The sequence below is a fragment of the Pseudomonas sp. N-1-13 genome (assembly GCF_057787095.1).
The window spans coordinates 5,656,398-5,680,601 of record NZ_JBYNRI010000001.1 but is presented as its reverse complement, the minus strand read 5'-3'; the positions used below and the strand labels follow the sequence as shown (position 1 = coordinate 5,680,601).

At 59.7% G+C, this 24,204-nt stretch carries 19 protein-coding genes; 10 read left to right on the top strand and 9 right to left on the bottom strand.

The window, feature by feature from the left end; all coding sequences use genetic code 11:
- Nucleotides 1–58: 58 nt before the first annotated feature.
- The 3 genes from AC3I65_RS25475 to AC3I65_RS25465 form a co-directional block, all read right to left on the bottom strand.
- Nucleotides 59–442 carry a DUF6124 family protein gene (locus AC3I65_RS25475; RefSeq protein ID WP_339492280.1) on the bottom strand — a complete coding sequence of 128 codons (384 nt, stop codon included), beginning with the start codon at nucleotides 440–442 and terminating at the stop codon, nucleotides 59–61.
- Between the two features lie 427 nt (nucleotides 443–869).
- Nucleotides 870–1,631, bottom strand: a complete 762-nt coding sequence (locus AC3I65_RS25470; protein ID WP_047226796.1) for a slipin family protein — start codon at nucleotides 1,629–1,631, stop codon at nucleotides 870–872.
- Between the two features lies 1 nt (nucleotide 1,632).
- Nucleotides 1,633–2,157 (bottom strand): NfeD family protein, encoded by a 525-nt coding sequence (locus tag AC3I65_RS25465; protein ID WP_047226797.1) that lies wholly within the window; start codon nucleotides 2,155–2,157, stop codon nucleotides 1,633–1,635.
- Between the two features lie 144 nt (nucleotides 2,158–2,301).
- Between AC3I65_RS25465 and AC3I65_RS25460 the strand changes: the two genes are divergently transcribed.
- The 6 genes from AC3I65_RS25460 to AC3I65_RS25435 all read left to right on the top strand — a co-directional run bounded on the left by AC3I65_RS25460 (nucleotide 2,302) and on the right by AC3I65_RS25435 (nucleotide 11,235).
- Entirely contained in the window at nucleotides 2,302–2,547 is a 246-nt protein-coding gene (locus tag AC3I65_RS25460; RefSeq protein WP_076383248.1) for a DUF2789 domain-containing protein, read from the top strand.
- Nucleotides 2,548–2,760: 213 nt separating this feature from the next.
- Nucleotides 2,761–3,342 (top strand): alpha/beta hydrolase, encoded by a 582-nt coding sequence (locus AC3I65_RS25455; RefSeq protein ID WP_076383249.1) that lies wholly within the window; start codon nucleotides 2,761–2,763, stop codon nucleotides 3,340–3,342.
- 46 nt (nucleotides 3,343–3,388) lie between these two features.
- Nucleotides 3,389–4,312 carry a sigma 54-interacting transcriptional regulator gene (locus AC3I65_RS25450; protein WP_488524266.1) on the top strand — a complete coding sequence of 308 codons (924 nt, stop codon included), beginning with the start codon at nucleotides 3,389–3,391 and terminating at the stop codon, nucleotides 4,310–4,312.
- 259 nt (nucleotides 4,313–4,571) lie between these two features.
- Nucleotides 4,572–5,516: a hypothetical protein gene (locus tag AC3I65_RS25445; RefSeq protein ID WP_076383251.1), complete on the top strand. Its 945-nt coding sequence runs from the start codon at nucleotides 4,572–4,574 to the stop codon at nucleotides 5,514–5,516.
- Nucleotides 5,517–5,544: 28 nt separating this feature from the next.
- Nucleotides 5,545–10,275, top strand: a complete 4,731-nt coding sequence (locus tag AC3I65_RS25440) for an RHS repeat domain-containing protein (protein WP_488524265.1) — start codon at nucleotides 5,545–5,547, stop codon at nucleotides 10,273–10,275.
- 177 nt (nucleotides 10,276–10,452) lie between these two features.
- Nucleotides 10,453–11,235: a MetQ/NlpA family ABC transporter substrate-binding protein gene (locus AC3I65_RS25435; protein WP_047226803.1), complete on the top strand. Its 783-nt coding sequence runs from the start codon at nucleotides 10,453–10,455 to the stop codon at nucleotides 11,233–11,235.
- Between the two features lie 328 nt (nucleotides 11,236–11,563).
- On the opposite strand, the gene AC3I65_RS25430 is transcribed toward AC3I65_RS25435, so the two are convergent.
- Complete coding sequence (locus tag AC3I65_RS25430) at nucleotides 11,564–12,724, bottom strand: AAA family ATPase (protein ID WP_047226804.1); 1,161 nt, start codon at nucleotides 12,722–12,724, stop codon at nucleotides 11,564–11,566.
- Between the two features lie 142 nt (nucleotides 12,725–12,866).
- On the opposite strand from AC3I65_RS25430, the gene AC3I65_RS25425 reads away from it, so the two are divergent.
- From AC3I65_RS25425 to AC3I65_RS25415, 3 genes are read left to right on the top strand one after another with little or no spacing between them, the layout of a single operon-like run.
- Nucleotides 12,867–13,970 carry an efflux RND transporter periplasmic adaptor subunit gene (locus AC3I65_RS25425; RefSeq protein WP_107323105.1) on the top strand — a complete coding sequence of 368 codons (1,104 nt, stop codon included), beginning with the start codon at nucleotides 12,867–12,869 and terminating at the stop codon, nucleotides 13,968–13,970.
- Nucleotides 13,967–15,031 (top strand): efflux RND transporter periplasmic adaptor subunit, encoded by a 1,065-nt coding sequence (locus tag AC3I65_RS25420; protein WP_488524264.1) that lies wholly within the window; start codon nucleotides 13,967–13,969, stop codon nucleotides 15,029–15,031. The genes AC3I65_RS25425 and AC3I65_RS25420 overlap by 4 nt, the downstream gene beginning before the upstream one ends.
- Nucleotides 15,028–18,075: an efflux RND transporter permease subunit gene (locus tag AC3I65_RS25415; protein WP_488524263.1), complete on the top strand. Its 3,048-nt coding sequence runs from the start codon at nucleotides 15,028–15,030 to the stop codon at nucleotides 18,073–18,075. The genes AC3I65_RS25420 and AC3I65_RS25415 overlap by 4 nt, the downstream gene beginning before the upstream one ends.
- A gap of 153 nt (nucleotides 18,076–18,228) precedes the next feature.
- Here AC3I65_RS25415 and AC3I65_RS25410 read toward each other — a convergent pair whose 3' ends face one another.
- The 3 genes from AC3I65_RS25410 to AC3I65_RS25400 all read right to left on the bottom strand — a co-directional run bounded on the left by AC3I65_RS25410 (nucleotide 18,229) and on the right by AC3I65_RS25400 (nucleotide 21,686).
- Nucleotides 18,229–19,065 (bottom strand): IS3 family transposase, encoded by an 837-nt coding sequence (locus AC3I65_RS25410; protein WP_047230569.1) that lies wholly within the window; start codon nucleotides 19,063–19,065, stop codon nucleotides 18,229–18,231.
- Complete coding sequence (locus AC3I65_RS25405) at nucleotides 19,062–19,364, bottom strand: IS3 family transposase (RefSeq protein ID WP_047230570.1); 303 nt, start codon at nucleotides 19,362–19,364, stop codon at nucleotides 19,062–19,064. The genes AC3I65_RS25410 and AC3I65_RS25405 overlap by 4 nt, the downstream gene beginning before the upstream one ends.
- A gap of 102 nt (nucleotides 19,365–19,466) precedes the next feature.
- The gene (locus AC3I65_RS25400; protein WP_488524262.1) at nucleotides 19,467–21,686 is read right to left on the bottom strand and encodes a heavy metal translocating P-type ATPase; all 2,220 of its coding nucleotides are present in this window, start codon (nucleotides 21,684–21,686) and stop codon (nucleotides 19,467–19,469) included.
- Between the two features lie 86 nt (nucleotides 21,687–21,772).
- Between AC3I65_RS25400 and cadR the strand changes: the two genes are divergently transcribed.
- Nucleotides 21,773–22,219, top strand: a complete 447-nt coding sequence (gene cadR / locus AC3I65_RS25395) for a Cd(II)/Pb(II)-responsive transcriptional regulator (protein WP_305466936.1) — start codon at nucleotides 21,773–21,775, stop codon at nucleotides 22,217–22,219.
- A 144-nt stretch (nucleotides 22,220–22,363) separates the two neighbouring features.
- On the opposite strand, the gene AC3I65_RS25390 is transcribed toward cadR, so the two are convergent.
- Nucleotides 22,364–23,335, bottom strand: a complete 972-nt coding sequence (locus tag AC3I65_RS25390) for a thymidylate synthase (protein ID WP_047226810.1) — start codon at nucleotides 23,333–23,335, stop codon at nucleotides 22,364–22,366.
- A 48-nt stretch (nucleotides 23,336–23,383) separates the two neighbouring features.
- Nucleotides 23,384–24,193: a prolipoprotein diacylglyceryl transferase gene (gene lgt / locus AC3I65_RS25385; RefSeq protein WP_076383259.1), complete on the bottom strand. Its 810-nt coding sequence runs from the start codon at nucleotides 24,191–24,193 to the stop codon at nucleotides 23,384–23,386.
- Nucleotides 24,194–24,204: the final 11 nt, after the last annotated feature.

Below are 24,204 nucleotides of genomic sequence, written 5' to 3'. Positions count from 1 at the left end.
ATTGTGGGAGCGAGCCTGCTCGCGATGGCGTCGGCACAGTTTGCATCAAAGCAAAGCTCTACCCCTTGGTCCCAGGCGCCGCCATCTCCTTCGTTTCCAGATGATCCAGTGCCCGCTCAACCAACAACTGAACCCCATCAGCCATGCGGCTGATCGCCAGGGCTACGCAGCGGCGTGAGTCATCGACATCGTCTGCCAGGTCGGCGGCGATGGTGCTGATGGACAGCAGGTCTTCGGAGGCATTGGCGAGCAGGGTTTCGGTGTCAATGTGGGGGGCGACGATGAAAAGCTGGTTTTTATCGGGTTCGGACGGTGAGGAAGGCTGGGGTTTGAGGTAGTAATCGAGGGCGCGGGTGGCGGCGTTTTCGAGCTTTTTTTCTTCGAGGGCTTCGACGCGGGATTTATGGCCGCTTTGCGGCGGATTCGGTGTTGCTTTGAACATAATGATTTCCCTGGAGGTGGAGCCGACACCCATCGATTGCACTTCGAAAAAGGTGGCAGCTGTACGTAGGTGTGCAAGACCGGTCCAGGAACCCGGCAGACCCGAAAGTCTCCCACGCGCAGCCGCCATAACAGTCGGCGAGCATAGAAAAATGCTCGGCGAATAGCCATAACGAATGCGTTCCTAGATCGGACTTGCACGTCCGTGTCACCGTTTTTTGCGATGACGGACAAAGGTTAGCGGCGCTCGAAATCGCTGCCTAGTTCATGAACAACGCTGCGTATTGAAGGAAATGTCCGAGGGTTTGGCGGGGGAAAAGATCAAAGGATCGCAGTCTTCGGTAGCTCCTACAGAAGTGGGTGTAGGAGCTACCCAAGGCTGCGATCCTTTGATCTTTCGCTTGGAATTCCATGCCCTGCGCAATTGATCAAGACTTGTTGGGCGACAACTCCGCCATCCCCTTGAGCAACTCGATCGGCAGCGGAAAAACGATGGTGGAGGTCTTGTCCCCGGCAATGGAGCCCAGTGTCTGCATGTAGCGCAGTTGCATGGCACCAGGCTGGCGACCGAGCATTTCGGCGGCTTGCATGAGTTTTTCCGAGGCTTGCAACTCGCCTTCGGCGTGGATCACCTTGGCCCGTCGTTCCCGCTCGGCTTCGGCTTGCCGGGCGATGGCGCGGATCATCGATTCATTGAGATCCACGTGCTTGATTTCCACGTTGGCCACTTTGATACCCCAGGCGTCGGTCTGGGCGTCCAGCACTTGCTGGATGTCGCTGTTCAGTTGCTCGCGCTCGGCCAGCAATTGGTCCAGGTCATGTTTGCCGAGAACGGCGCGCAAGGTGGTCTGGGCCAGTTGGCTGGTCGCCATGAGGAAGTTTTCGACCTGGATAATCGCCTTCTGTGGATCGAGCACGCGAAAGTACAACACCGCGTTGACCTTCACCGAGACGTTGTCGCGGGTGATCACGTCCTGCGCCGGTACGTCGAGGACAATGGTGCGCAAGTCGACGCGGATCATCTGCTGCACCACGGGAATCAGCAGGATCAGCCCGGGCCCTTTGACCTGCCAGAACCGGCCGAGCTGAAAAACCACCCCGCGTTCGTATTCGCGCAGGATCCGGAACGTTGAAGCCGCCAGTGCTATCAACAGCAACAACAGCATCGTGAAACCGATTTGCATACCCATATCAGGCTCCTTGTGAATCAGCGGCGGCCACTTCCAGTAGCAGACCCTTGCGTGCGATGACCCGCACGGCCTGGCCAGGCCGCAGCGGCATCGCGCTTGTCACCTGCCAGCGTTCGCCTTCCAGCTGGATCCAGCCATGATGGTTATTGCCGGCCTGTAACGCTGTCACCGCCGTGACGCTGCCCAACAACGCGGCATCGCCGCTGACGGGTTGGCGCGGTCGGGTTTTCAATGCGCGGACCAGGAGGGCTATCAGCAAAAAGCCACTGATCAGACCCAGGACGATCATCAGTGGGACCGGTATATCGGCGTTGGTCAGGATGATCGCGCCAATGACGCACAGAATGATGCCGCCCAACCCGGCGACTCCGTAGTTGGGCAGGGCGGCCTCGGCGATCAGCAAGGCCACGCCCGCGGCAATCAGCCAGAAACCCAAGGGATTGGCCGTCAGTAGCGCGAGTCCGTCAGCCGCCAATGCGGGCCCGCTCATGGCCAGCAATGCGACCATCAAACAGCGAATGTTCACTGGATCCTCCGCGATGTGATTGGGAACTCTATCTAGAGTCTAGTTCACGCGTGATTTGATCGAATTTTGATCAGTCTGGCGGTCGTCAAGAGGCTAGACTGCGGGGAGTAACCCAGCCATCCGATCTATGCTCAGGAGTCCCGCATGGAATCCCCGATCCACAGCCTGCCCGCGCTGTTCAAACAATTGGGCCTGTCTGACGACCCCGTTGATATCGACAAATTCATCACGACCCATTCACCCCTCAAGCCTGAACTGCACTTGGCTGACGCGTTTTTCTGGAGCACAAGCCAGCAGCAGTTACTGCGTGAAGAAATCCTTGAGGACGCGGACTGGGCGGAAGTGGTGGACCAGTTGAATGTGTTGCTGCGCAAGGGACGCAACGAGTGACACGGAAGCAGAACCTGTGGGAGCGGGCTTGCTCGCGAATGCGTCGTATCAGCCAGCATCACCGACAGCTGGCCCAGCGCTTTCGCGAGCAAGCCCGCTCTCACAGAGAAAGGTTGTTATTCTTTACTGTTATTAATAAATAGCTTCTTATTCCTTAATCAATCTGGCTCACCTCCCTATACTCGCCTGCAACAGACACGCGGGAGAGCACCCATGCGCAACGAATCGATTCGCTACCTGATTGTGCCGGGCTGGCAAGGATCGCCGCAAAACCACTGGCAAACCCATTGGCAGAACAGCCTGCCCAACAGTGCCCGGGTCGAGCAGGGCGACTGGTTGACCCCTCGGCGTGAAGACTGGGTGGCGGCGCTGGCCGAAGCCATTGCCGCCGACAGCAGGCCGGTGATCCTCATTGCCCATAGCCTGGGTTGCATCACGGTTGCCCATTGGGCGGCCAGCGCGCCGGTGCAGTTTCTGCAGCAGGTGCGCGGGGCGTTACTGGTGGCGCCGGCGGATGTCGAACGGCCGGCCTGCGCGCCTGCGTTGCGCAACTTCGCGCCGATTCCCACCGATCTGCTGCCATTTGCGAGCCAGGTGGTCAGTTCCGACAATGACCCCGCCGTAAGCGTTGAGCGCGCGCTTGAACTGGCGCGTCATTGGGGCGCCGAGGCCGGGATTCTGGCCGGGGCGGGGCATATCAATGTCAAGTCTGGCCATCAACGTTGGGAGCAGGGGTTCGCCTATCTCTATCGTCTGCAAACCCGCATGGAGCACCACGCCCTGCGTCGCGCCTGAATTTTTTTGCCCTCCCGTCTCCCGGCGGTTGGGGCGGGAGTCTGCCATGAGCTTGCATGAAACACTGGGTCAGCCGTTGCTGACGTTTCCCGACGCACAAAAAAGCCCCCTGAGCATTCGCGCCAAGGCGTTGGTGTTCGTCGACCCGCGTTCGCGGCAACTACGCCACGCATTGGAGCAACTGGCGCCGCGCTCGATCGCTGTACTGATTCGCGGCCAAACCGGTACGGGCAAGGAGTTGCTTGCCCGTTACTTGCATCGTGAAAGCGCTCGCGGTGGGCTGTTCGTTTCGGTCAATTGCGCTGCGATCAGCCCGACTTACGCCGACGCCGAATTGTTCGGTTATGCCGTCGGCAGCCACAACGGCTCGGCCAGTAGCCGCGCCGGCTGGTTCGGCTCGGCCAATGGCGGCACCCTTTATCTGGATGAGATCGGCGATTTACCGCTGCCGATCCAGCTAAAATTGTTGGCGGCTCTGGAGAACCACGAAGTCATCCGCGTCGGCGCCCACCAGCCCAGCCCTGTGGATGTGCGCCTGGTTGCGGCCACCAGCATCGATCTGGCGCAAGCAGTGGCAGCCGGTAAATTCCACCAACGGCTCTATGACTATCTCAGTGAAGGTCAACTCGAGTTGCCGGCTTTGCGCGAGCGGGTGGGCGATATCCTGTCCCTGGCCGAGTACTTCCTGGGCATCTACAGCCAGCGCCTCGGCCTGGCGGTGCCGCTGATCAGCGAAGCCGCGCAGCACGCGCTGGAACGGCACGACTGGCCGGGCAATACCCGCGAGTTGGAGAACGTCATTCATTTTGCGTTGCTGGTGAGCACCGGCGATCAAATATTGCCAGAACATCTCAATTTACCGCATCAACCGACACCCGCAACGGTGAATGAGCAAATGGTTCTTGAGTTGATCAGGCAAGGTGACCGGCAACAACTTGAGCGATTAAAGACATGGATCGCCGGGATCTGATGCCTGCGTCAATAATGTTACTGAATCATTTGAGCGCTGATGATTTTTATATTGTCGGCGTTGTTGTTGCGCGGATCCCGTAAATGTCGGGGCTGTTTCATTTTGCGGCCAGTTATAAGTTGTCATTCAAATAATTTGTCTGGGTTTTGATCTTGATTGGTGGCGCCGTAGTGATGGTTAATTAAATGGCGCAAGCAATGTGGCGACCAAACTGGAAGGCTGCCACTTATCAATCAAGTAACGGACTAAGGATTTGAAAATGGAACTTAAGAATAATGAACCTGGCGTGGCGACATGGTCGGACCTGAAAACCTTTAAGATTTTTTCAGTCTCGGGCGGTAATCAGTTGTACCGCAACGGTTATCAGCAATTGAAGGTTAAAGTGGTTGTCGAGGTCGAAGACTGGCTCTGGGGCAGTGTCGCTCTAAGCCAGTCCGAGCTGGACTCCATTGTTCTGGTCGATGCATTGACCGGATTGGCATTGACCAAAGACCGGCACCGCGAAGACATCAAAGACTGGAGGTACACCGAGCGGGAGGACAGCCGTTTTCGCCAGCTTCCTCCGAATGGCCCTATCCAAGGCTCGGTGCCGTCGGGTGAGTTTGTTTACACCAAAGATTTTTATGTCACGACCCGTTCCGACACACCGATAGATTTACAGCTGTGCATCACGCGGGCCGATGGCAAAAAATTTCTATCTTCCAAGGCCAGCGAGTTTGGCTCTCTGGTATTGATTCCACTGGCGCCCGCTGTTTACCGAAGTGAGCAGTACTCTGTTCGCACCATCCCCGCCTACTATTCCAGCCAATCGCCTGATATCGCGAAAGTCGAGGGTTTTGTCCTGGAGTTGATCGTTGACCAGCAGCGAATGGAATTTATGGCGGACTTTTATATGAGGACGCATCTTCAGATAGGAAGCCCGGACAATCGATACTCGGGTTATTACGTGGTGGGCTATGGCGATGGCCGCGCAATACGAACGTCAGCCTATTTGAGTTGGGAGCGGCCGGATGCGGTAGGAAGGAATTTAAGCGAAAAGGGCGTGGTTGCATTCGTTCTGGCGTTCGGAAAAAAGGGTGGGCCGGTGTGGGTCCGAGAGAATAGAAACAGCGCTGCACTGGAAATGCGTGATGTATTTGGAAATTTCCATCAACTGCGCGTCGGGATAACTGAAGAGACGTTGGCGGTCTGGGTCGCCCGGTAAATCAGAAACCATGTTCAAGGAAGAATAGATGAGTCGCTCAGTTCCATTCAAAGAGCAGTTAACTTCGGCTGCCTTCAGGTTTGATAGTTTCATTCGCTCGGGTGTTGATCCTCGTACCGGTAGTTATAGTTGCAGCGTGGCGCTGGATGCAGCGCCCACTGACGCAGCCGGCGGGTCGAAGGTGCCGCTTACCCTTTCATATGATTCCTTCAATAATCAAAACATGGGTTTAGGCATCGGCTGGTCCCTGCGCACCTGCAGCTATGAGCAACGCCGACGCAAGCTGACACTGTCGAACGGCGTGACCTATCAGCTTCTGGTCAGCGAAGGCCAGGCCGCGTTCAAGGATAAAAAGCTCGATAACCTGAACGTTACGGTGCAAGGCGATGAACTTGTCATTGAGCACATAGATGGGCGGACCGAAATACTCTCGCGCCCCTCTGCAACGGCTGAGGAGTGGCTGCTGACGCATGCGTATTGCCCCAATGGCAAGCAAACGCGCTATGCCTACAGGCTCATCTCTGGACAGCGACGTCTGACGGAGGTTTATCACCAACATCACCGCCTGTTGAGTATCGACTATGCCCAGAACGGAGGAACGCCACCGACCATTACCTTGTGGCCGGATATGCCTTCAAAAAGACTCCAATACCGGTTCGCGCTCAACAATGAACTACTCCAGCGCATCATTCTGGTCACGGCCGAAAATAATCAGTTGATGTGGTCCTTTGGTTATCGGCGAATCAATGGTTTTTTGCTGATGACCAACGTCCAACAGCCAAGCGGCGCGCAGGAAACGCTCAGTTACAGGCCTGAGGGACATCGCTTGCCTACGGGGGCGCCGGTCTCTTCGTTGCCGGTTGTCGTCCAGTCGGTCATGTCCCCCGGCGGGGGGCAGCCGGCCATGATGAGCAAATATGAATACTCGCGCAGAAACTTTCTCGGGTTCGATTCGCGGGCGCTCTGGACCGCTGACAGTGATGTGCTTTATGGCTTGAGCGGGCAGTACGAGTACGCTTGCACCCAGATACAGATCGCCCTGGATGAAGGTGGTCAGCGTGAGGCGTCTCGCGTCACGCGTACCTACAACCGCTTTCATTCGATGATTTCGCAAAGAACGATCAGTGGCGGCAAGATGCAACTGCGGGAGATCGAATACCACGATGTCCCCAATAGGGCTTTCGAGGATCAGCCCCCACAGTTCCAGATGCAACGCGTGGTGCGCGACAGCTTCTTTGACAGCAGCGATGCCGCGGATGCGGGGCGCAGTAGAATCAGAAGCGAGGTCACCCGCACGTCCTATGATGAACATGGGAATCTGCTGGAAAAGACCAGTCCGAGCGGAGTGCGTGAAGTCTATGAATACTTCCCCGCACAAGGGGATGCTGACTGCCCTGCCAGTCCATTGGGCGTGCCGTCCTTGCTCAAACAGAAGTCGATTTTCGCTTCCCCTGACTTCGCTGCCGCGCCTACAACGGTGGTCCGTTACACCTACGCTGAGCTGCCTTCGTTACGTCCCGGTGGCGGCCGTTGTGTGCAGCTCGCCAGTGAAACACTGTACGAAGACGGCGTCAGCGAGCCACGGGTGGACTGTCGATTAAAGTACGTCAATGACGTCAATGACGTCTTCCATGCGAGGCTGCAAAGCAAAGTTGAAACGGTAGGCGGTGTGCGGACTGAATACCATTATGCCTACCAGCGTGAAAACGGGCATGTCCGCACCGACCAGACCTTTAGCGCCGAAGGCGTGAGGCACTTGCGACAGAGCTGGCATGACGAGTGTGACTGGCTGATCAAGACCCGTGAATCCGGGGGCAGCAGCGTCAGCATGAAATACGATTCGCTGGGGCAACTGATCCGTGAAACGGTGATGCCAGGCACCGACAGCGCAGCGTCGCGTCAATTCACCTATCAACCGTTCACACCCGAAGATCCGTTTGTCACGGTCATCGTCACGGATTCGCGGGGTGTCCAGACAGCGACCCGCAGTGACGGGGTCGGCCGCACCATCAGCGTCCAGAAGCAGGATGTCGATATGCCTGGCGCGCCCATGCGCCTGATCTATCAGGCCGAATACGACAGCCTCGGGCGCCTGAAGGCGGATGAAGAAACCGACTGGTTCGAGGGCCAGGCGAAATCACTGAAGACCCTGTACGAGTATGACCCGTGGGGACATCAGAGCCGCGTCCGTCGCCGTGGACAGGTGATCGTGCATGATGAGGTCGACCCGGTAGCGCTCACTCGCACACAGTGGATGGAAGGCGCCGGCAAGACGCGTACGTTCACGAACGTTTTTGGCAAACCGTCGCGCATCGAACGGGTGGACCTGTCAGGCGTTGTTCGAGAGGTCACCGCCTACGAATACGATGGGCTGGGACGGTGCATCAGGCAAAGGGCTTCTGACGGGGCGGTGACTCGCTTCAGCTACGATCTGGCGGGGAGGGTCCTGAGTACGGTTTTGCCCGACGGTACGGTCATCAAGAAGCAGTACGCGGTACACAGCCAGGGTGACCATCCCACGCAAATCAGCGCCAATGACTACGTGGTGGGTAGCCGAACCTACGATGGGCTGATGCGTATTACGCTCAATCGCTCAGGTGGTCGCACTGAACGATTGGTCTATGAAGGCTCCAGCAGGAACGCTTCACAGAGGATCACTGCGGCCGGCAAAGTCCTGCGGTTCACCCTTGATCCGTTGCTCGATGATTGTGTCACCGAGCGCGCAGGCAGCCAGGCGCCGGTTTCGACAAGGCATCGTTTTGATCCGCGCACCGGCCTGCTCCAGGAGTCGGCCAACGCGCTGGTGCAGCGACGCATGGAATATTCTGCGTCCGGTCGGCTCAAGCAGGAAAAATGGGTAACTGCGCTCGACCGGTTCGAAAGTTCGCAAACCCACTCGTTGATGGGAAAGCCGATTTGCCATACAGACGTCAACGGCGCGGATCGCACCTGTCTTTATGACGAGACAGGACGGTTGTCGGGCATCACCCAAGGCCGAGTCTGCGTCGCCTACTCGTACAACGCTCAAGAGCACCTCAGTTGTATCACCGTCACCGACGCTCAATCGGGCCTGTCGATGGTCACCGACCTGGTGTACGACGAGTTTGGCCGCGAGGTTCTTCGACGTTCCTCCTCCCAGGAAAAAGACGTCCTGGAGTTGGCCCAGTCGTTCGGCCCCGGCGATAAGCTCAGCCAGCGCACGCTCAAGGTCGGGAACGTCCTCCTGCGCCTGGAATCGTTCACCTATGATCTGCGTGGCCGCTTGGAGCGTTACGCCTGCAAGGGTGAGCAGGCGCCCGTGGATACGCAGGGAAAAGTTATCGTTTCCCAGGATTTCACTTACGACTATCTCGATAACATTCGTCAGGTCACCACCCGTTTCGTCGGTGGCGAGAACATTGCGAACTATCGGTATGACCTGGCTGACAAAACGCAACTCAGTGCCGTCATCCACAGTCATCCCGACTATGTGGCGGGCAATACAACCTTCAGTTATGACGCGGACGGCAATCTGCTCAACGATGGGCAAGGGCGCAGGCTGCTGTATGACGAGTTGGGCCGCCTGGAAAGCGTGACGTCGGCGGACTCCAGATCGACGTTGGCCCGCTATCGGTATGACGCCTCGGATTGGCTCCATGCCTTTGAGCTGACGGGGGAGAAGGCATACCGGCGTTTCCACCATCAAGAGCAGTTGTGCAGCGAAGTGGCGGGTGACGAGAGGCGCAGCATCGTGCGCGAAGGGCGGCAGTTGCTGGCCCTGTTGCAAGGCCAGGAGACGGCGCTGTTTTGCACCGACGCTTACGGCAACGTCCTGCAGGCACTTTCCGGTGCAGACACCACCACGCAGGCTTATTCACCCTATGGGCAACGCCCGGTGTCCGACGGGTTGGGTAGCCTGTTCGGTTTCAATGGCGAGCCGCTGGACCCCGTGACGGGATGTTACCTGCTGGGTAATGGCTACCGGGTTTACGATCCGGTACTGATGCGATTCCACCGGCCCGACAGTTGGAGCCCGTTCGATGGCGGCGGCCTCAATCCTTATGCCTATTGTCTGGGAGACCCGATCAATCTCAGCGACCCGACAGGCCATATTTCTGCCTGGGGTTGGGTCAAGATAGGTCTTACTGCTGCTTTTGCTGTGGCTTCCGTCGCATTGACCCTTGCGACCCTTGGCGCATCCGCACCTTTGGTCGGGGTGTCATTTTCGGCCGCGGCGGCGTTGACGCTGGAAGTGGTGTCAGGCGCGGCATCGATTGCATCGGTGGTGTTGACGGAGGCAGCCCCGGATGCCGTCGCCACGCAGATTCTCAGTTACACCAGTATTGCGCTGGGTGTTGTGTCCGGCGGGGCTTCCCTGGCGGGCAAGGTATTGGGCAAAGGCACAAGCGTGGCGTTGCAGAAAACCGTCGAGGCACTCGGTGATACCGTGACATTGAATCGTGGCAATGCCTTGCGTGCGGTACGTGTTGGTGAATATGCCAAGGCCGCGAGCCGTCTGGTTCCTGAAGGCGGGCGGCGTAACTTCATCGCTGTGCAAAACGACCTGAGGAATGTACTGACAGCCAAGGATGTGGTCGGTTACGTCAAGTATCCGGTTGACGGCGTCAGGTACACGATCGATAGAGACCGGTACATCGAAAAAGCCAAAGAGTATCTCCAGCGCGCGGACGAATTTTTCGGCAGCCAGTCGCTTTGGCAGGCACAGGACGAAATCTATGGTGACGTCAGGAAGCGAAGCGCCGATATCCGATTTGCCTGACGAGGAAATTACGCCTGCTCATTTATGGCTTATGGGTATAAGCACCTCAATAAAAGATATTGTTAAGGCATAAAAAATATCGGTATCGTCCACATCACGCCAGCGATAGCACTTCGCTGGCACTTCCATTGTTTGACCGTGGTCCATGACGACGGTGATCTTCGATAAGGACACTGCATGAAAAAGGTTCTGTTATTCACCGCGTTGGCAGCAGCCCTGACCTCGGGTCTGGCCCAGGCGGCGGAGAAACTGGTCGTGGCGGCCACCCCGGTGCCCCACGCTGAAATCCTTGAGCTGATCAAGCCGGCCCTGGCCAAAGAAGGCGTGGACCTGCAAATCAAGGTGTTCACCGACTACGTTCAACCCAACGTACAGGTTGATCAGAAGCGCCTGGACGCCAACTACTTCCAGACCCTGCCGTATCTCAAGAGCTTCAACGAAGGCAAAGGCACCGATCTGGTGACCGTGATCGGCGTGCATGTGGAACCGTTCGGTGGTTACTCGAAGAAAGTCAAAAGCCTGGCCGAACTCAAGGACGGCGCGACCATCGCCATCCCCAACGAAGGCAGCAACAGTGGTCGCGCCCTGATCCTGTTGCAGAAGGCGGGCCTGATCGAGCTCAAAGACCCGAAAAACGCCCTGGCCACGCCCAAGGACATCGCCAAGAACCCGAAAAACTTTCAGTTCAAGGAGCTGGAATCGGCCATGCTGCCGCGTGTGCTGGATCAGGTCGACCTGGACATGATCAACACCAACTACGCCCTGGAAGCGGGTCTTAACCCGGCCAAGGATGCGCTGGTGATCGAAGGTTCGGATTCGCCGTACGTGAACTTCCTGGTGGCCCGCCCGGACAACAAGGACAGCCCGGCCATGCAGAAACTGGCCAAGGCCCTGACCAGCCCGGAAGTGAAGGCATTTATCGAGAAGAAATACAGCGGCGCGGTACTGCCGGCGTTCTGATCGAACAGCAAGGATTTGAAGTTTCAACGCCGACGGCTTTGCCAGCGTCGGCGTTTTTTTGTGCCGACGCTCAGAACCCGTCTTGATCGATGTAGCTATGCAGGCGGTTCTTTCAATGCGCGGCGCAGGGCCACGAGCAGTTTGACGATGTCGCGTGGGTCGAGGTGTTGCGGGGCTTTCACGTCAGCCATTGTGATCTTCCTTGTGATGGGGGCCAGGCAGTCTGGCCATAAGCTGCGGTTCCTTGGAGAGGTCCGTCGAGAAATAGACCCGTCCTACAGCCAGTGGAAAAATAGCCTTCTTACTTGGCCCCTGCAAATACCGTCGATCAATCCGGCCAGCTCCAGGCCGGCGCATCCAGTATTCCCTGGCCGACGATCCCGGTCTGGCCCAGATCTTTCTCCAGCACGATGCAATTGCAGTCGTTGTCCTGCTGCAAGGCGGTGATCAAGCGCCGGGCATGGGAGACCACCCAGACCTGACAGTGCGCTGAAGCGCGGATGATCAACCGCGCCAGGGCCGGCAACAGGTCCGGGTGCAGGCTGGTTTCCGGTTCGTTGAGCACCATCAGCGAGGGTGGGCGCGGGGTGAGCAGTGCGGCTATCAGCAGCAGATAGCGCAGGGTCCCGTCGGAAAGTTCGGCAGCCGACAGCGGGCGCAGCAAGCCATGCTGATGAAACTCGATGCCGAAACGCCCGCCTTGCAGTTTCTCGATATGCAGCCGGGCACCGGGGAATGCGTCGCTGATGGACGAGTGCAGGGCTTGATCGTCGCCGATCTCAAGAATGGTTTGCAGGGCAGCGGCCAGGTCACGCCCATCGTGGTGCAGCACCGGCGTGCGGGTGCCCAGTTGCGGCTGGCGCGCCGGGGCGTCGGCGTCGCTGCGAAAGTGGTCATAGAAGCGCCAGCGACGAATGAACTCGCGCATCTGCAGCACCTCCGGTGAGGTGCGCAGGCTGCCGACCTGGTCGAACAAACTGTCAAAGGTGGGCGTGTACTGAGCCAGGACGTCCCAGGTGCGACCGTCCCGGGCACGGATCATGGGCCCGTTGCGATCCACCAGCAGGCTGGCGGGACGAAACACCGGGCCGGCCCAGATGCATTCGCGCTTGATTTCAGGGTCCAGCGAAAACGCGGACAAACTCGGTTCCGGCAGGCCGAGGGAAATCGAATAGCTGAAATCTTCCCCGGCAAAACCCAGGCGCAGACGTTTCGTGCTGAGCCGCACCGTAGCTCCGATGGGCACCTCGCCGTTGCGCATACGCCGGCTGATCACTTCCGGCCCGGCCCAGAAGGTCGAGTCCAGCCCGCCTTCGCGGGCCAGGGCGTTGACCACGCCACCCTGGGCGGTCTCCGCCAACAGGCGCAGGGCACGATACAGATTGGATTTGCCACTGCCGTTGGGGCCGGTGATCAGGTTCAGCCGGCCCAGGGGGATCACCAGTTTGTTGATCGAGCGGTAGTTGGCCACCGCCAGTGTCTTGAGCATGTGCAAATTTTTCCCGCTGCCGCAAAGGCACTAGTCTGCCTGATGGGTGTATCCATTGTGATCCTGTGGCAGGTGTTGAACCCTGTTCTAAGCTCACAGTCGTATCGTCACTGGTACGTCCGTACAACGCAAAGGAGTCTGCATGGCTGGTCCTCGAAGTAAAGTTCTGGTTGGCCTTGGCTTGTGTGTGGTGTTGGCCGGATGCGGTGATGAAAAACCCGAGGAAAAGGCCCTGCCGAGGGTTTTCGTGCAACAGGCCGTGCCCACCGAATATGCCGCCTCGGTGACCCTCACCGGTGACGTCCAGGCTCGGGTGCAGACCGATTTGTCGTTCCGCGTGGCCGGCAAGATCGTCGAGCGCAAGGTGGATGTCGGTGACCGGGTTTCGGCTCGACAGGTGCTCGCCCGGCTCGACCCCCAGGATCTGCAGACTCGTGTCGACTCCGCCCAGGCTCAGGTGGCTGCCGAACAGGCGCGGGTCAAGCAGAGTGCGGCGGCGTTCGTGCGCCAGCAAAAACTCTTGCCCAAGGGTTATACCAGCCAGAGCGAATATGACACGGCCCAGGCGCAACTGCGCAGCAGCCAGAGTGCGCTGACCGCTGCCCAGGCCCAGTTGGCCAACGCCCGCGAACAACTGAGCTATACCGCGCTGATCGCCGAGGCTCCGGGCATCATCACGGCACGGCAGGCGGAGGTCGGCCAGGTGGTGCAGGCCACGGAACCGATCTTCAGCCTGGCCCAGGACGGAGAGCGCGACGCCGTGTTCAATATCTACGAGTCACTGTTGCGCGAACCGCCCTCGGATCCCGCCATCGTCATCAGCCTGCTGGACAACCCGGCCATCAAGACCACCGGTACGGTGCGCGAGATCACCCCGGCGGTTTCCGCTGAAACCGGCACCGTGCAGGTCAAGGTGACGCTCAGTGAGTTACCCGAAGGCATGCGCCTGGGTTCGGTGGTCAGTGCCACCGCCAAGTCTGCCGGCAAGACCGCCGTGGAACTGCCCTGGTCGGCGCTGACCAAGAACCTTCACGATCCGGCGGTGTGGCTGGTGGACGATGCAGGCAAGGCGCAGTTGCACAATGTCACCGTCGGCCGGTATCTCACCGGAAAGGTCATCATCAGCGACGGGCTCAAGGGGGGTGAGACAGTGGTCACCGCGGGTGGGCAATTGCTGCATCCCGGCGTGCGCGTAGAGATCGCTGAAAATACCCATGAGAAATCCCCGACGGGAGTCCAGCCATGAAGCGTTTATGGATGGTCTCGGCCGGTCTGTTGCTGGTGGCATGCTCGAAGGAAGAGCCGCCACCTGAGCCGGTGCGCCCGGTGTTGTCCATCGAGGTTCGCGCGCTCGACCAGCAAGCCCTTGGGCGCTTCGCCGGCAGCATCCAGGCCCGTTACGAGACCAATGTGGGCTTCCGCGTGCCGGGACGGATCGCCAGCCGCAACGTCGATGTCGGCGCCGAAGTGAAGAAGGGTGATTTGCTCGCTACCCTCGACCCCACCGATCAACAGAACCAGTTGCGCGCCGCCCAGGGCGACCTGGCACGGATCGAGGCGCAGTACATCAATGCCCAGGCTAATGCCCGTCGCCAGCAGCAGTTGTTCGACCGTGGTGTCGGCGCGCAGGCGCAACTGGACATTGCCCAGACCGATCTGAAAACCACCGCGGCTTCCCTGGAACAGGCCCGTGCATCGGTGGAGCAGGCTCGCGACCAACTCAACTACAGCCAGTTGCACACCGACCACGATGCCGTCGTCACGGCCTGGAATGCCGAGGCCGGGCAGGTGGTCACTGCCGGCCAGCAAGTGGTGACCCTGGCGCGCCCGGACATCAAGGAAGCGGTGATCGACCTGCCGGCCGGCCTGGCTGAGCGCCTGCCCGCCGATGTCGTGTTCGAGGTTGCCGGGGAACTGGACCCGAGCATCCGCACGACCGCCACCGTGCGCGAGATCGAACCCCAGGCCCAAAGCGCCACCCGCACGCGCCGCGCACGGCTGACCCTGGGCGATACACCGCCAGGCTTTCGCCTGGGCACGGCCATCAGCGTGACCCTGAGCTCCACCATCGAGCCGCGCATCGAGCTGCCGCTCAGTGCCTTGCAAGAGGTTGATGGCACAACGCGGATCTGGCTTGTCGATCCGCAGAGTCAGACCGTTTCCCCCCGAGAGGTGAGGATTCTCAGCCGCTCCACCGACTCGGTGCTGGTGGCCAATGGCATCAAGCCCGGCGACCGTGTGGTCAGCGCCGGTGTGAACAGCCTCCAGCCGGGGCAGAAAGTGAAACTCGACGAGGACGCACGATGAAAGGGCCTTTCAACTTATCCGAATGGGCCCTGCGGCATCAGTCGTTTGTTTGGTACTTAATGTTCGTCGCCCTGTTGATGGGGGTGTTTTCCTACATGAACCTGGGGCGCGAAGAAGACCCCTCGTTCACCATCAAGACCATGGTCATCCAGACTCGTTGGCCTGGCGCGACCCAGGAGGAAACCCTCAAGCAGGTCACCGACCGCATCGAGAAAAAACTCGAAGAGCTCGACTCTCTCGACTATGTCAAAAGCTATACCCGACCAGGGGAGTCGACGGTGTTCGTGTACCTGCGCGATACCACCGACGCCGAGGAAATCCCCGGGATCTGGTATCAGGTTCGCAAGAAGATCGACGACATCCGTGGTGACTTCCCCCAGGGCCTGCAGGGCCCGGGATTCAACGACGAATTCGGCGATGTGTACGGGTCGGTCTATGCCTTCACCGGCGACGGGCTTTCGATGCGTCAGTTGCGCGATTATGTGGAGCAAGTGCGCGCCGAAATCCGTGAGGTACCGGGCCTGGGCAAGGTCGAGATGGTGGGCGAGCAGGATGAAGTCCTGTACCTGAATTTTTCGACCCGCAAGCTCGCCGCGCTGGGTATTGATCAGCGCCAGGTGGTGCAGAGCCTGCAATCCCAGAACGCTGTGACTCCCGCCGGGGTGATCGACGCCGGGCCGGAGCGGATTTCCGTACGCACTTCCGGGCAGTTCCAGTCGGAAAAGGACCTGGCCAACGTCAATCTGCGGCTCAATGATCGTTTTTATCGCCTGGCCGACATCGCTGACATCAGTCGCGGTTATGTCGACCCCGCGACCCCAATGTTTCGCTTCAATGGCACGCCGGCCATTGGCCTGGCCATTGCGATGAAGAAGGGCGGCAACATCCAGGAATTCGGCAAGGCACTGCACGCGCGCATGAACGAACTGACCGCCGATCTGCCAGTGGGCGTCGACGTGCATACCGTGTCGGACCAGGCCGAAGTGGTGGAGGAAGCGGTCGGCGGTTTCACCAGCGCGTTGTTCGAGGCGGTGATTATCGTGCTGGTGGTCAGCTTTATCAGCCTTGGCTTACGGGCCGGGCTGGTGGTGGCCTGCTCGATTCCGCTGGTATTGGCGATGGTCTTTGTGTTCATGGAATACAGCGGCATCACCATGCAGCGGATTTCCCTCGGTGCGCTGATCATCGCCCTCGGTCTGCTGGTGGACGACGCGATGATCACCGTGGAAATGATGGTCACGCGCCTGGAGAAAGGTGAAACCAAGGAGCAGGCCGCGACCTTCGCCTACACCTCAACGGCGTTCCCGATGCTCACCGGGACCCTGGTGACCGTGGCCGGGTTCGTGCCCATCGGCCTGAACGCCAGCTCCGCCGGCGAGTACACCTTTACCCTGTTTGCAGTCATTGCCGTGGCGATGCTGGTGTCGTGGATCGTCGCGGTGCTGTTCGCCCCGGTGATCGGCGTGCACATCCTCAGTACCAATGTGAAACCCCACAGCAACGAGCCAGGACGGATCGGCCGGGCTTTCAATGGCGGCTTGCTGTGGGCGATGCGCAATCGCTGGTGGGCCATTGGCATCACCGTGCTGCTGTTTGCGTTGTCGGTGTTTTGCATGCGTTTTGTGCAGAACCAGTTCTTCCCGTCTTCGGACCGCCCGGAAATTCTGGTGGACTTGAACCTGCCGCAGAACGCTTCGATGGACGAGACCCGCAAGGCGGTCGATCGCCTGGAGGCGACGCTCAAGGGCGACCCGGACATCGAGCGCTGGAGCACCTACATCGGTGAGGGCGCGATTCGTTTCTACCTGCCGCTGGACCAGCAGTTGCAGAATCCGTACTACGCGCAACTGGTGATCGTCAGCAAAGGCCTGGAGTCGCGCACGGCCCTCACCGAACGCCTGCAAAAGCGTCTGCGCGAGGACTTCGTCGGCATTGGCAGCTACGTGCAGGCCCTGGAAATGGGCCCGCCGGTGGGGCGGCCGATCCAGTACCGGGTCAGCGGCAAGGACATCGACCAGGTGCGCAAGCACGCCATCGAACTTGCCAGCGAACTGGACAAGAACACCCACATCGGCGAAATCATTTATGACTGGAACGAGCCGGGCAAGGTGCTGCGTATCGACATTGCCCAAGACCGGGCGCGGCAACTGGGCTTGTCTTCGGAGGACGTGGCCAGGCTGATGAACAGTATCGTCAGCGGTTCGCCGGTGACCCAGGTCAATGACGACATATACCTGATCAACGTGGTCGGTCGTGCCGAAGACGCCGAGCGCGGTTCGCCGGAGACCCTGCAGAACTTGCAGATCGTCACGCCGAGCGGCACCTCCATTCCGCTGCTGGCGTTCGCCACAGTGCGCTATGAACTGGAACAACCCCTGGTGTGGCGTCGCGACCGCAAGCCCACCATTACCATCAAGGCCGCGGTGCGCGATGAAATCCAGCCCACCGATCTGGTGAAGCAACTGCAACCGGCCATCGATCAATTCGCTGCCGGCCTGCCGGCGGGCTACAAGGTCGCCACCGGGGGGACGGTGGAAGAAAGCAGCAAAGCCCAAGGGCCGATCGCCAGCGTCGTGCCGCTGATGCTGTTTTTGATGGCGACCTTCCTGATGATCCAGCTGCACAGTGTGCAGAAGATGTTCCTGGTGGCCAGCGTCGCGCCCCTTGGGTTGATCGGCGTGGTGCTGGCGCTGGTGCCGACGGGCACGCCCATGGGTTTTGTGGCGATCCTCGGGATACTGGCACTGATCGGCATCATCATCCGCAACTCGGTGATCCTGGTGACCCAGATCGATGAGTATGAACGTGACGGGTACGAGCCCTGGGATGCGGTGGTGCAAGCCACCGAACATCGGCGTCGGCCGATTCTGCTCACCGCGGCCGCCGCGAGCCTGGGGATGATCCCGATTGCCCGGGAAGTGTTCTGGGGGCCGATGGCCTACGCGATGATCGGCGGGATCATCATCGCCACCCTGCTGACGTTGTTGTTCCTGCCGGCGTTGTATGTGGCCTGGTACAAGATTCGCGAGCCCAAGCGCGACTGAACAGGCGTTGAATCATTGGGGCTGCGGTGCAGCCCCATCGCGAGCAGGCTCGCTCCCACATTGGATCTCGGTTGTACACCACGTGTGGCCGCTGAGATCTACTGTAGGAGCGAGCCTGAACTGGTCAAGTAATTCTGGACACCAGTTAAGGTTTCACGCCGCCAGTTTCTCCATGGCTACCGGCGACCGGTAGTCGTTGTAGCTATGGAGCCTGACGTTGTTGTATCGCATCACATAACGTTGCACATCCACGCGGGCTTCATGCTCCGAGCTGTAGCCATCGTCTGGCACCCACTCTGATTTCAGGCTCCCAAAGAAACGCTCCATCGGGGCGTTGTCCCAGCACTCACCTTTACGACTCATGCTGTGCAGGAGTCCATGCTTGCGCATCTCATTCCTGAATTTGTGGCTGGTGTATTGGCAACCTTGGTCAGAATGAAACAGCACCTCTTTTGGACAGCCTCGCAATTGAACCGCCATTCGCAACGCTTCGCAGGTCAGCGTGGCATCGGAAATCATTGAAAACGACCACCCCACGATCCGGCGAGCAAACAAATCCAACACTGCCGCGAAATACATCCAGCGCTTACCCACCTTGATGTACGTCACATCTCCACACCACACCTGGTTGATCGCCGTGACATCAAACTTGCGCTTGAGCACATGCGGCGCTACCAGCGCTTCCACGCCGGAAGATTTGTACTTGTGCCGCCGCCGCTGATGACTGGCAACACCGGCTTCGCGCATCAAACTGCGAGCCAGATGTCGCCCGACACGATGCCCCTTTGCTTGCAGTTCCTTGGAAAGGGTGCGAGACCCGGCGGATGCTCTGGATTCCTTGTGATGCTCGACCAGCACGGCTTTGAGTTTCTCCCGCTCAGGCTTCACCTTGCCTTGGCGCTGACGCCAGGCGTAAAAGCTGCTGCGGTTGACCCCAAACGCCCGACAGCAATTGTTAACGCCGTACTGCTCGTCCAGCTCGTTGATCAACGAGAATGATCTTTGGAGTCCAAAAGCAGGAGAGCACTGGCCTTTTTTAGGATTTCAATGTCCAGGTCTTTTTGCCTGAGCAACGCTTTGAGCTGCTGAATCTCTCGCTGATCGGCGGTAATCGCCTTAGCCCCCTCGGGGGTCGAACCCAAGCGCTCTTTGCGAACCTGGTCGACCCAACGGCGCAAGGCGGTAGGGCCAATATCCAGGCTGGCACAGACTTCGGGAACGGACTGGCCCTCGTCCAGCACCATGCTGGCAGCCTTGAGCTTGAACTCACTGGAATAAGATTTGCGCATATCCAAACACCTCAGATTTGGGCGCCATCATAGCGCCCGATTGAAGTGTCCAAAATCATTAGGCCAGTTCAGCCTGCTCGCGATGCGGGTGCCTCATCACCTCTATTTACGCAACAACCGCAACCCATTGAACACCACCAGCAAACTCACCCCCATGTCGGCAAACACCGCCATCCACATGGTGGCAAACCCGGCAAAGGTGAATCCCAGAAAGATCGCCTTGATGACCAGCGCCAAAGCGATGTTCTGTTTCAGGATGCTCGAAGTCTGCCGCGACAGGCGGATGAACGCCGGGATCTTGCGCAAGTCATCGTCCATCAGGGCGACATCGGCGGTCTCAATGGCGGTGTCGGTGCCCGCCGCCGCCATGGCGAAGCCGATCTCCGAGCGCGCCAGGGCAGGGGCGTCGTTGATGCCGTCGCCCACCATGCCGACCCGGTGACCCAAGGCATACAGATCCTCGATGGCTTGCAGTTTGTCGCCTGGCAACAGATCGCCTCGGGCCTGATCCATGCCCACCTGTGCGGCAATCGCTTCGGCGGTATGGGCGTTGTCGCCGGTGAGCATCAGGGTCTTGATACCCAGCTCATGCAGTTGCTGGATGGCTTCGCGGCTGGAGTCCTTCACCGTGTCGGCGACGGCAAACAGCGCCAAGGGGCCTGAGTGGTCGAGCAACAGCACCACGGACTTGCCTTGTTTTTCCAGGGCGAAGAGCTTCTCTTCCAGCTCGGCAGAGCACAGGCCCAGGTCTTCCACCAGACGGTGATTGCCCAAATGATAGGTCTGGCCGTTGATATCGCCGCGTACCCCGCGTCCCGGCAGCGCTGCAAAGTTATCCACAGCGTGCGGCGCCTGCTGTTTATCCACAACTGCGTTGGCGATTGCGTGGGAGACCGGATGGTCGGAACGGGCGGCAAGACTGGCGGCCAAAGCGGGTGCCGTCGCTTCCACTGTCGGGTCGAGTGGAACGTAGTCGGTCTGCACCGGCTTGCCATGGGTGATCGTGCCGGTCTTGTCCAGGGCCAGATAGTCGAGCTTGTGGCCACCCTCCAGATACACGCCGCCCTTGATCAGAATGCCTTTGCGCGCCGCTGCGGCGAGGCCGCTGACAATGGTCACCGGGGTGGAAATCACCAGCGCACACGGACAGGCCACCACCAGTAACACCAGCGCCCGGTAGATCCAGTCGAACCAGATCGCCCCCATGAACAGCGGCGGGATCACCGCCACGGCCAACGCCAGGGCGAACACCGCCGGGGTGTAGATTTTCGAGAACTGATCGACGAAGCGCTGGGTCGGAGCGCGGGAGCCCTGGGCCTGCTCCACGGCGTGGATGATTCGCGCCAGGGTGGAGTGGTCGGCTGCGGCGGTCACGGTGTACTCCAGTTCGCCGGTCTGGTTGATGGTGCCGGCGAAAACCTTGTCGCCCACGGTTTTTTCCACCGGCAGGCTCTCGCCGGTAATGGGCGCCTGGTCGATGGTAGAGCGACCGGCGACGACGTCCCCGTCCAGACCCACCCGTTCGCCTGGACGAACCCGCACCCGTGCACCGAGGTTGATGGCCTTGACCGCTTGCACCTGCCAGGTGCCATCGGCCTGTTGCACGGTGGCCTGTTCCGGGGCCATCTGCATCAAGCCGCTGATGGCGTTGCGCGCCCGGTCCAGGGACTTGGCCTCGATCAATTCAGCCACCGTGAACAGGAACATCACCATCGCCGCTTCCGGCCATTGGCCGATCAGCACCGCACCGGTCACCGCGATGCTCATCAGTGCGTTGATGTTCAGGTTGCGGTTTTTCAGAGCGATCCAGCCCTTCTTGTAGGTACCGAGACCGCCGCTGAGGATCGACACCAACGCCATTAGCGCGACCACCCACTCCGGCGCGGCGCTGGTGAAGTGGATCACCTCGGCACCCAGTGCGGTGACACCCGACAGCACCAGCGGCCACCAGGGCTTGGCCGGGGCGGGCAATTCGCTGGTTTCTTTTTCCTGGCCCGGGGCCAACGGCTCGGCCTGCATGCCCAGGGACTGGATCGCATCAATGATCGGCGAGTCGTTGGGCAAGTCGTGAGTCACGCCCAGCACGCGATTGATCAGGTTGAATTCCAGTTGTTGCACGCCTTCAAGTTTGCCGAGCTTGTTCTGGATCAGCGTCTGTTCGGTGGGGCAGTCCATGGCCTGGATGCGAAAACTGCTCAGCCGAGCGCCGTCCGTCGGGGCCTTGCCGAGCTTGACCACCGACGGTGCCGCTTTGGCTGAGCAGCAGGAATGCCCGTGGTCATGGCCGTGGTCGGGCTTGTGGGTATGAATGGAATCGCTCATCGGGTTACGTCCGTGAAAAGTGCCTGTTGCACAGTAAAGACCCTGTAGCCACTATAGGGTCAAGCACCTGTTTTGGAGGTAACGCCATGAAGATCGGCGAACTGGCAAAAATCACCGACTGCCAGGTCGAAACCATTCGCTACTACGAGCGCGAAGGCTTGCTGCCGGAGCCGGCCCGCAGCGATGGTAATTATCGGGTCTACACCCAGGCTCATGCCGAGCGGCTGACGTTCATCCGCAACTGCCGCACCCTGGACATGACCCTGGAAGAAATCCGCAGCCTCCTGGCCCTGCGCGACAGCCCTCAGGACCAGTGCGAAAACGTCAACGCGCTGATCGACGAACACATCCACCACGTCAAGGCGCGCATCGACGGTCTGCTGGCCTTGCAGGCACAACTGATCGACCTGCGCCATCGTTGTGGCGAAGGGCCGGACCTGGATCAATGCGGGATTTTGCAGCGCCTGGAAGTGAGTGGCGCGGTGGCGCCGGAGGTGGAGCATTCACATGTGGGCAGGAGTCATGGGCATTGAGTCCTTGCCGTCAATCTCCAACACACTGAGCTCTGTGTGGGAGCGAGCTTGCTCGCGATAGCGGCTTAACAGTCAACATCTATGTTGAATGTAATGGCCTCATCGCGAGCAGGCTCGCTCCCACAGGGGGAGAGGTGGCGTGGCTTAGACCGCCATCGGCGCCGTCATCGGCGCGTGGTGCTGGTAGCCCTCGAGGGAGAAGTCGCTCGGCTCTACTAGCTCCAGCCACTCAGGCTGGTACACACCGGTCTTGGCGAACTCCGGCACGCGCTCGGAAATCACCAGTTTGGGCATCGGGAACGGCTCGCGCTTGAGCTGCTCGTTGAGCATGTCCAGGTGGTTTTCGTAGACGTGGGCGTCGCCGATGAAATAGGTGAACCAGCGTGGCGTGTAGCCGGTCAGGCGACCGATCAGGCTCAGCAGCGCGGCGCCTTCGGTGAGGTTGAACGGTGTGCCCAGGCCCAGGTCGTTGGAACGGATGTAGAGGGTCAGGGAGATTTCCTTGGTCTCGACATTCGGGTGGAACTGGTAGAGCAAATGGCACGGCGGCAGGGCCATTTCATCGAGCTGGGCGCAGTTCCAGCCGTGGAACAGGATCCGCCGGCTGCCCGGGTCCTTGATGATGGTGTCGACGCACTGGCGCACCTGATCGATGGCTTTGTACAGCACCACGTAGGCCTGACCGTTTTCTTCGCCTTCGGCGATCTGCCGGTAACCCTGGGCCAGGGTCTGTTCGATGGCGGCCGGGTTGCTCAAAGGGATTTGTTTGTAGGCCGGCCACTTGCGCCATTGCACACCATAGATCTCACCCAGGTCGTCTTCGCCCTGGCGAAACGGGTTGGCCAGCCATTGGGCGTTTTCGTTGGCGTTCTGATCCCAGACCTTGCAGCCCAGGGCACGGAATTCGGCGGCGTTGTTGACCCCACGGAGGAAACCGCACATCTCACCGATGGCTGACTTGAAGGCCATTTTGCGCGTGGTGATGGCCGGGAATCCGTCCTTCAGGTCATAGCGCAACATGGCGCCGGGAAAGCTGATGGTGTTTACACCCGTGCGGTTGGCTTGCTTGGTGCCGTTCTTGATGACGTGGGCCACCAGATCGAGATATTGCTTCATGGGTTACCTGTGTCCTTGAACCCGGGGCCAGCGCCCCGGGGTTCGAATTTAAATCTTGGCCGCCGCAGCCGGCGCACGATGATAGGCCAGCCAGATCAGCGCCAGGCCACCAATGATCATTGGCAGGCACAGCAACTGGCCCATGGTCAGCCAGTTCCACGCCAGATAGCCGAGTTGGGCGTCTGGTACGCGGACGAATTCAACGATGAAACGGAAGATCCCGTAGAACAGCGCGAACATGCCCGACACGGCCATGGTCGGCCGTGGCTTGCGCGAGAACAGCCACAGGATGGCAAACAGTGCCACGCCTTCGAGCGCGAACTGGTACAGCTGCGAAGGATGACGGGGCAGCTGCGCCGGGTCGCTGAACGGCGGGAAGACCATCGCCCATGGCACGTCGGTGGCCTTGCCCCACAATTCGGCGTTGATGAAGTTTCCGATGCGCCCGGCCCCCAGGCCAATCGGCACCATTGGCGCGACGAAGTCCATCAGCTCGAAAAACGATTTGTTGTTGCGTTTACCGAACCACAGCGCTGCCAGCATCACGCCGATGAACCCGCCGTGGAACGACATGCCGCCCTTCCAGACTTCGAAGATCAGCGTCGGATTGGCCAGGTACGCGCTCAGGTCGTAGAACAAGACGTAACCCAGGCGTCCGCCAACGATCACGCCCATGGATAGCCAGAACACCAGGTCCGAGAGCTTTTCCTTGTTCCAGGTCGGATCGAAGCGGTTGAGCCGGCGCGACGCCAGCAACCAGGCACCGCCGATGCCGATCAGGTACATCAGGCCGTACCAGTGGATTTTCAGCGGGCCGATGGCCAGGGCCACCGGATCGATCTGCGGGTAAGGCAGCATTGATATTCCTC

Bases quoted from the DNA above. Each gene is read 5' to 3' on its own strand.
- AC3I65_RS25475 (WP_339492280.1), bottom strand. From the start codon at position 442: ATGTTCAAAGCAACACCGAATCCGCCGCAAAGCGGCCATAAATCCCGC.
- AC3I65_RS25470 (WP_047226796.1), bottom strand. From the start codon at position 1,631: ATGGGTATGCAAATCGGTTTCACGATGCTGTTGTTGCTGTTGATAGCA.
- AC3I65_RS25460 (WP_076383248.1), top strand. From the start codon at position 2,302: ATGGAATCCCCGATCCACAGCCTGCCCGCGCTGTTCAAACAATTGGGC.
- AC3I65_RS25455 (WP_076383249.1), top strand. From the start codon at position 2,761: ATGCGCAACGAATCGATTCGCTACCTGATTGTGCCGGGCTGGCAAGGA.
- AC3I65_RS25450 (WP_488524266.1), top strand. From the start codon at position 3,389: ATGAGCTTGCATGAAACACTGGGTCAGCCGTTGCTGACGTTTCCCGAC.
- AC3I65_RS25445 (WP_076383251.1), top strand. From the start codon at position 4,572: ATGGAACTTAAGAATAATGAACCTGGCGTGGCGACATGGTCGGACCTG.
- AC3I65_RS25440 (WP_488524265.1), top strand. From the start codon at position 5,545: ATGAGTCGCTCAGTTCCATTCAAAGAGCAGTTAACTTCGGCTGCCTTC.
- AC3I65_RS25435 (WP_047226803.1), top strand. From the start codon at position 10,453: ATGAAAAAGGTTCTGTTATTCACCGCGTTGGCAGCAGCCCTGACCTCG.
- AC3I65_RS25430 (WP_047226804.1), bottom strand. From the start codon at position 12,724: ATGCTCAAGACACTGGCGGTGGCCAACTACCGCTCGATCAACAAACTG.
- AC3I65_RS25425 (WP_107323105.1), top strand. From the start codon at position 12,867: ATGGCTGGTCCTCGAAGTAAAGTTCTGGTTGGCCTTGGCTTGTGTGTG.
- AC3I65_RS25420 (WP_488524264.1), top strand. From the start codon at position 13,967: ATGAAGCGTTTATGGATGGTCTCGGCCGGTCTGTTGCTGGTGGCATGC.
- AC3I65_RS25415 (WP_488524263.1), top strand. From the start codon at position 15,028: ATGAAAGGGCCTTTCAACTTATCCGAATGGGCCCTGCGGCATCAGTCG.
- AC3I65_RS25405 (WP_047230570.1), bottom strand. From the start codon at position 19,364: ATGCGCAAATCTTATTCCAGTGAGTTCAAGCTCAAGGCTGCCAGCATG.
- AC3I65_RS25400 (WP_488524262.1), bottom strand. From the start codon at position 21,686: ATGAGCGATTCCATTCATACCCACAAGCCCGACCACGGCCATGACCAC.
- cadR (WP_305466936.1), top strand. From the start codon at position 21,773: ATGAAGATCGGCGAACTGGCAAAAATCACCGACTGCCAGGTCGAAACC.
- AC3I65_RS25390 (WP_047226810.1), bottom strand. From the start codon at position 23,335: ATGAAGCAATATCTCGATCTGGTGGCCCACGTCATCAAGAACGGCACC.
- lgt (WP_076383259.1), bottom strand. From the start codon at position 24,193: ATGCTGCCTTACCCGCAGATCGATCCGGTGGCCCTGGCCATCGGCCCG.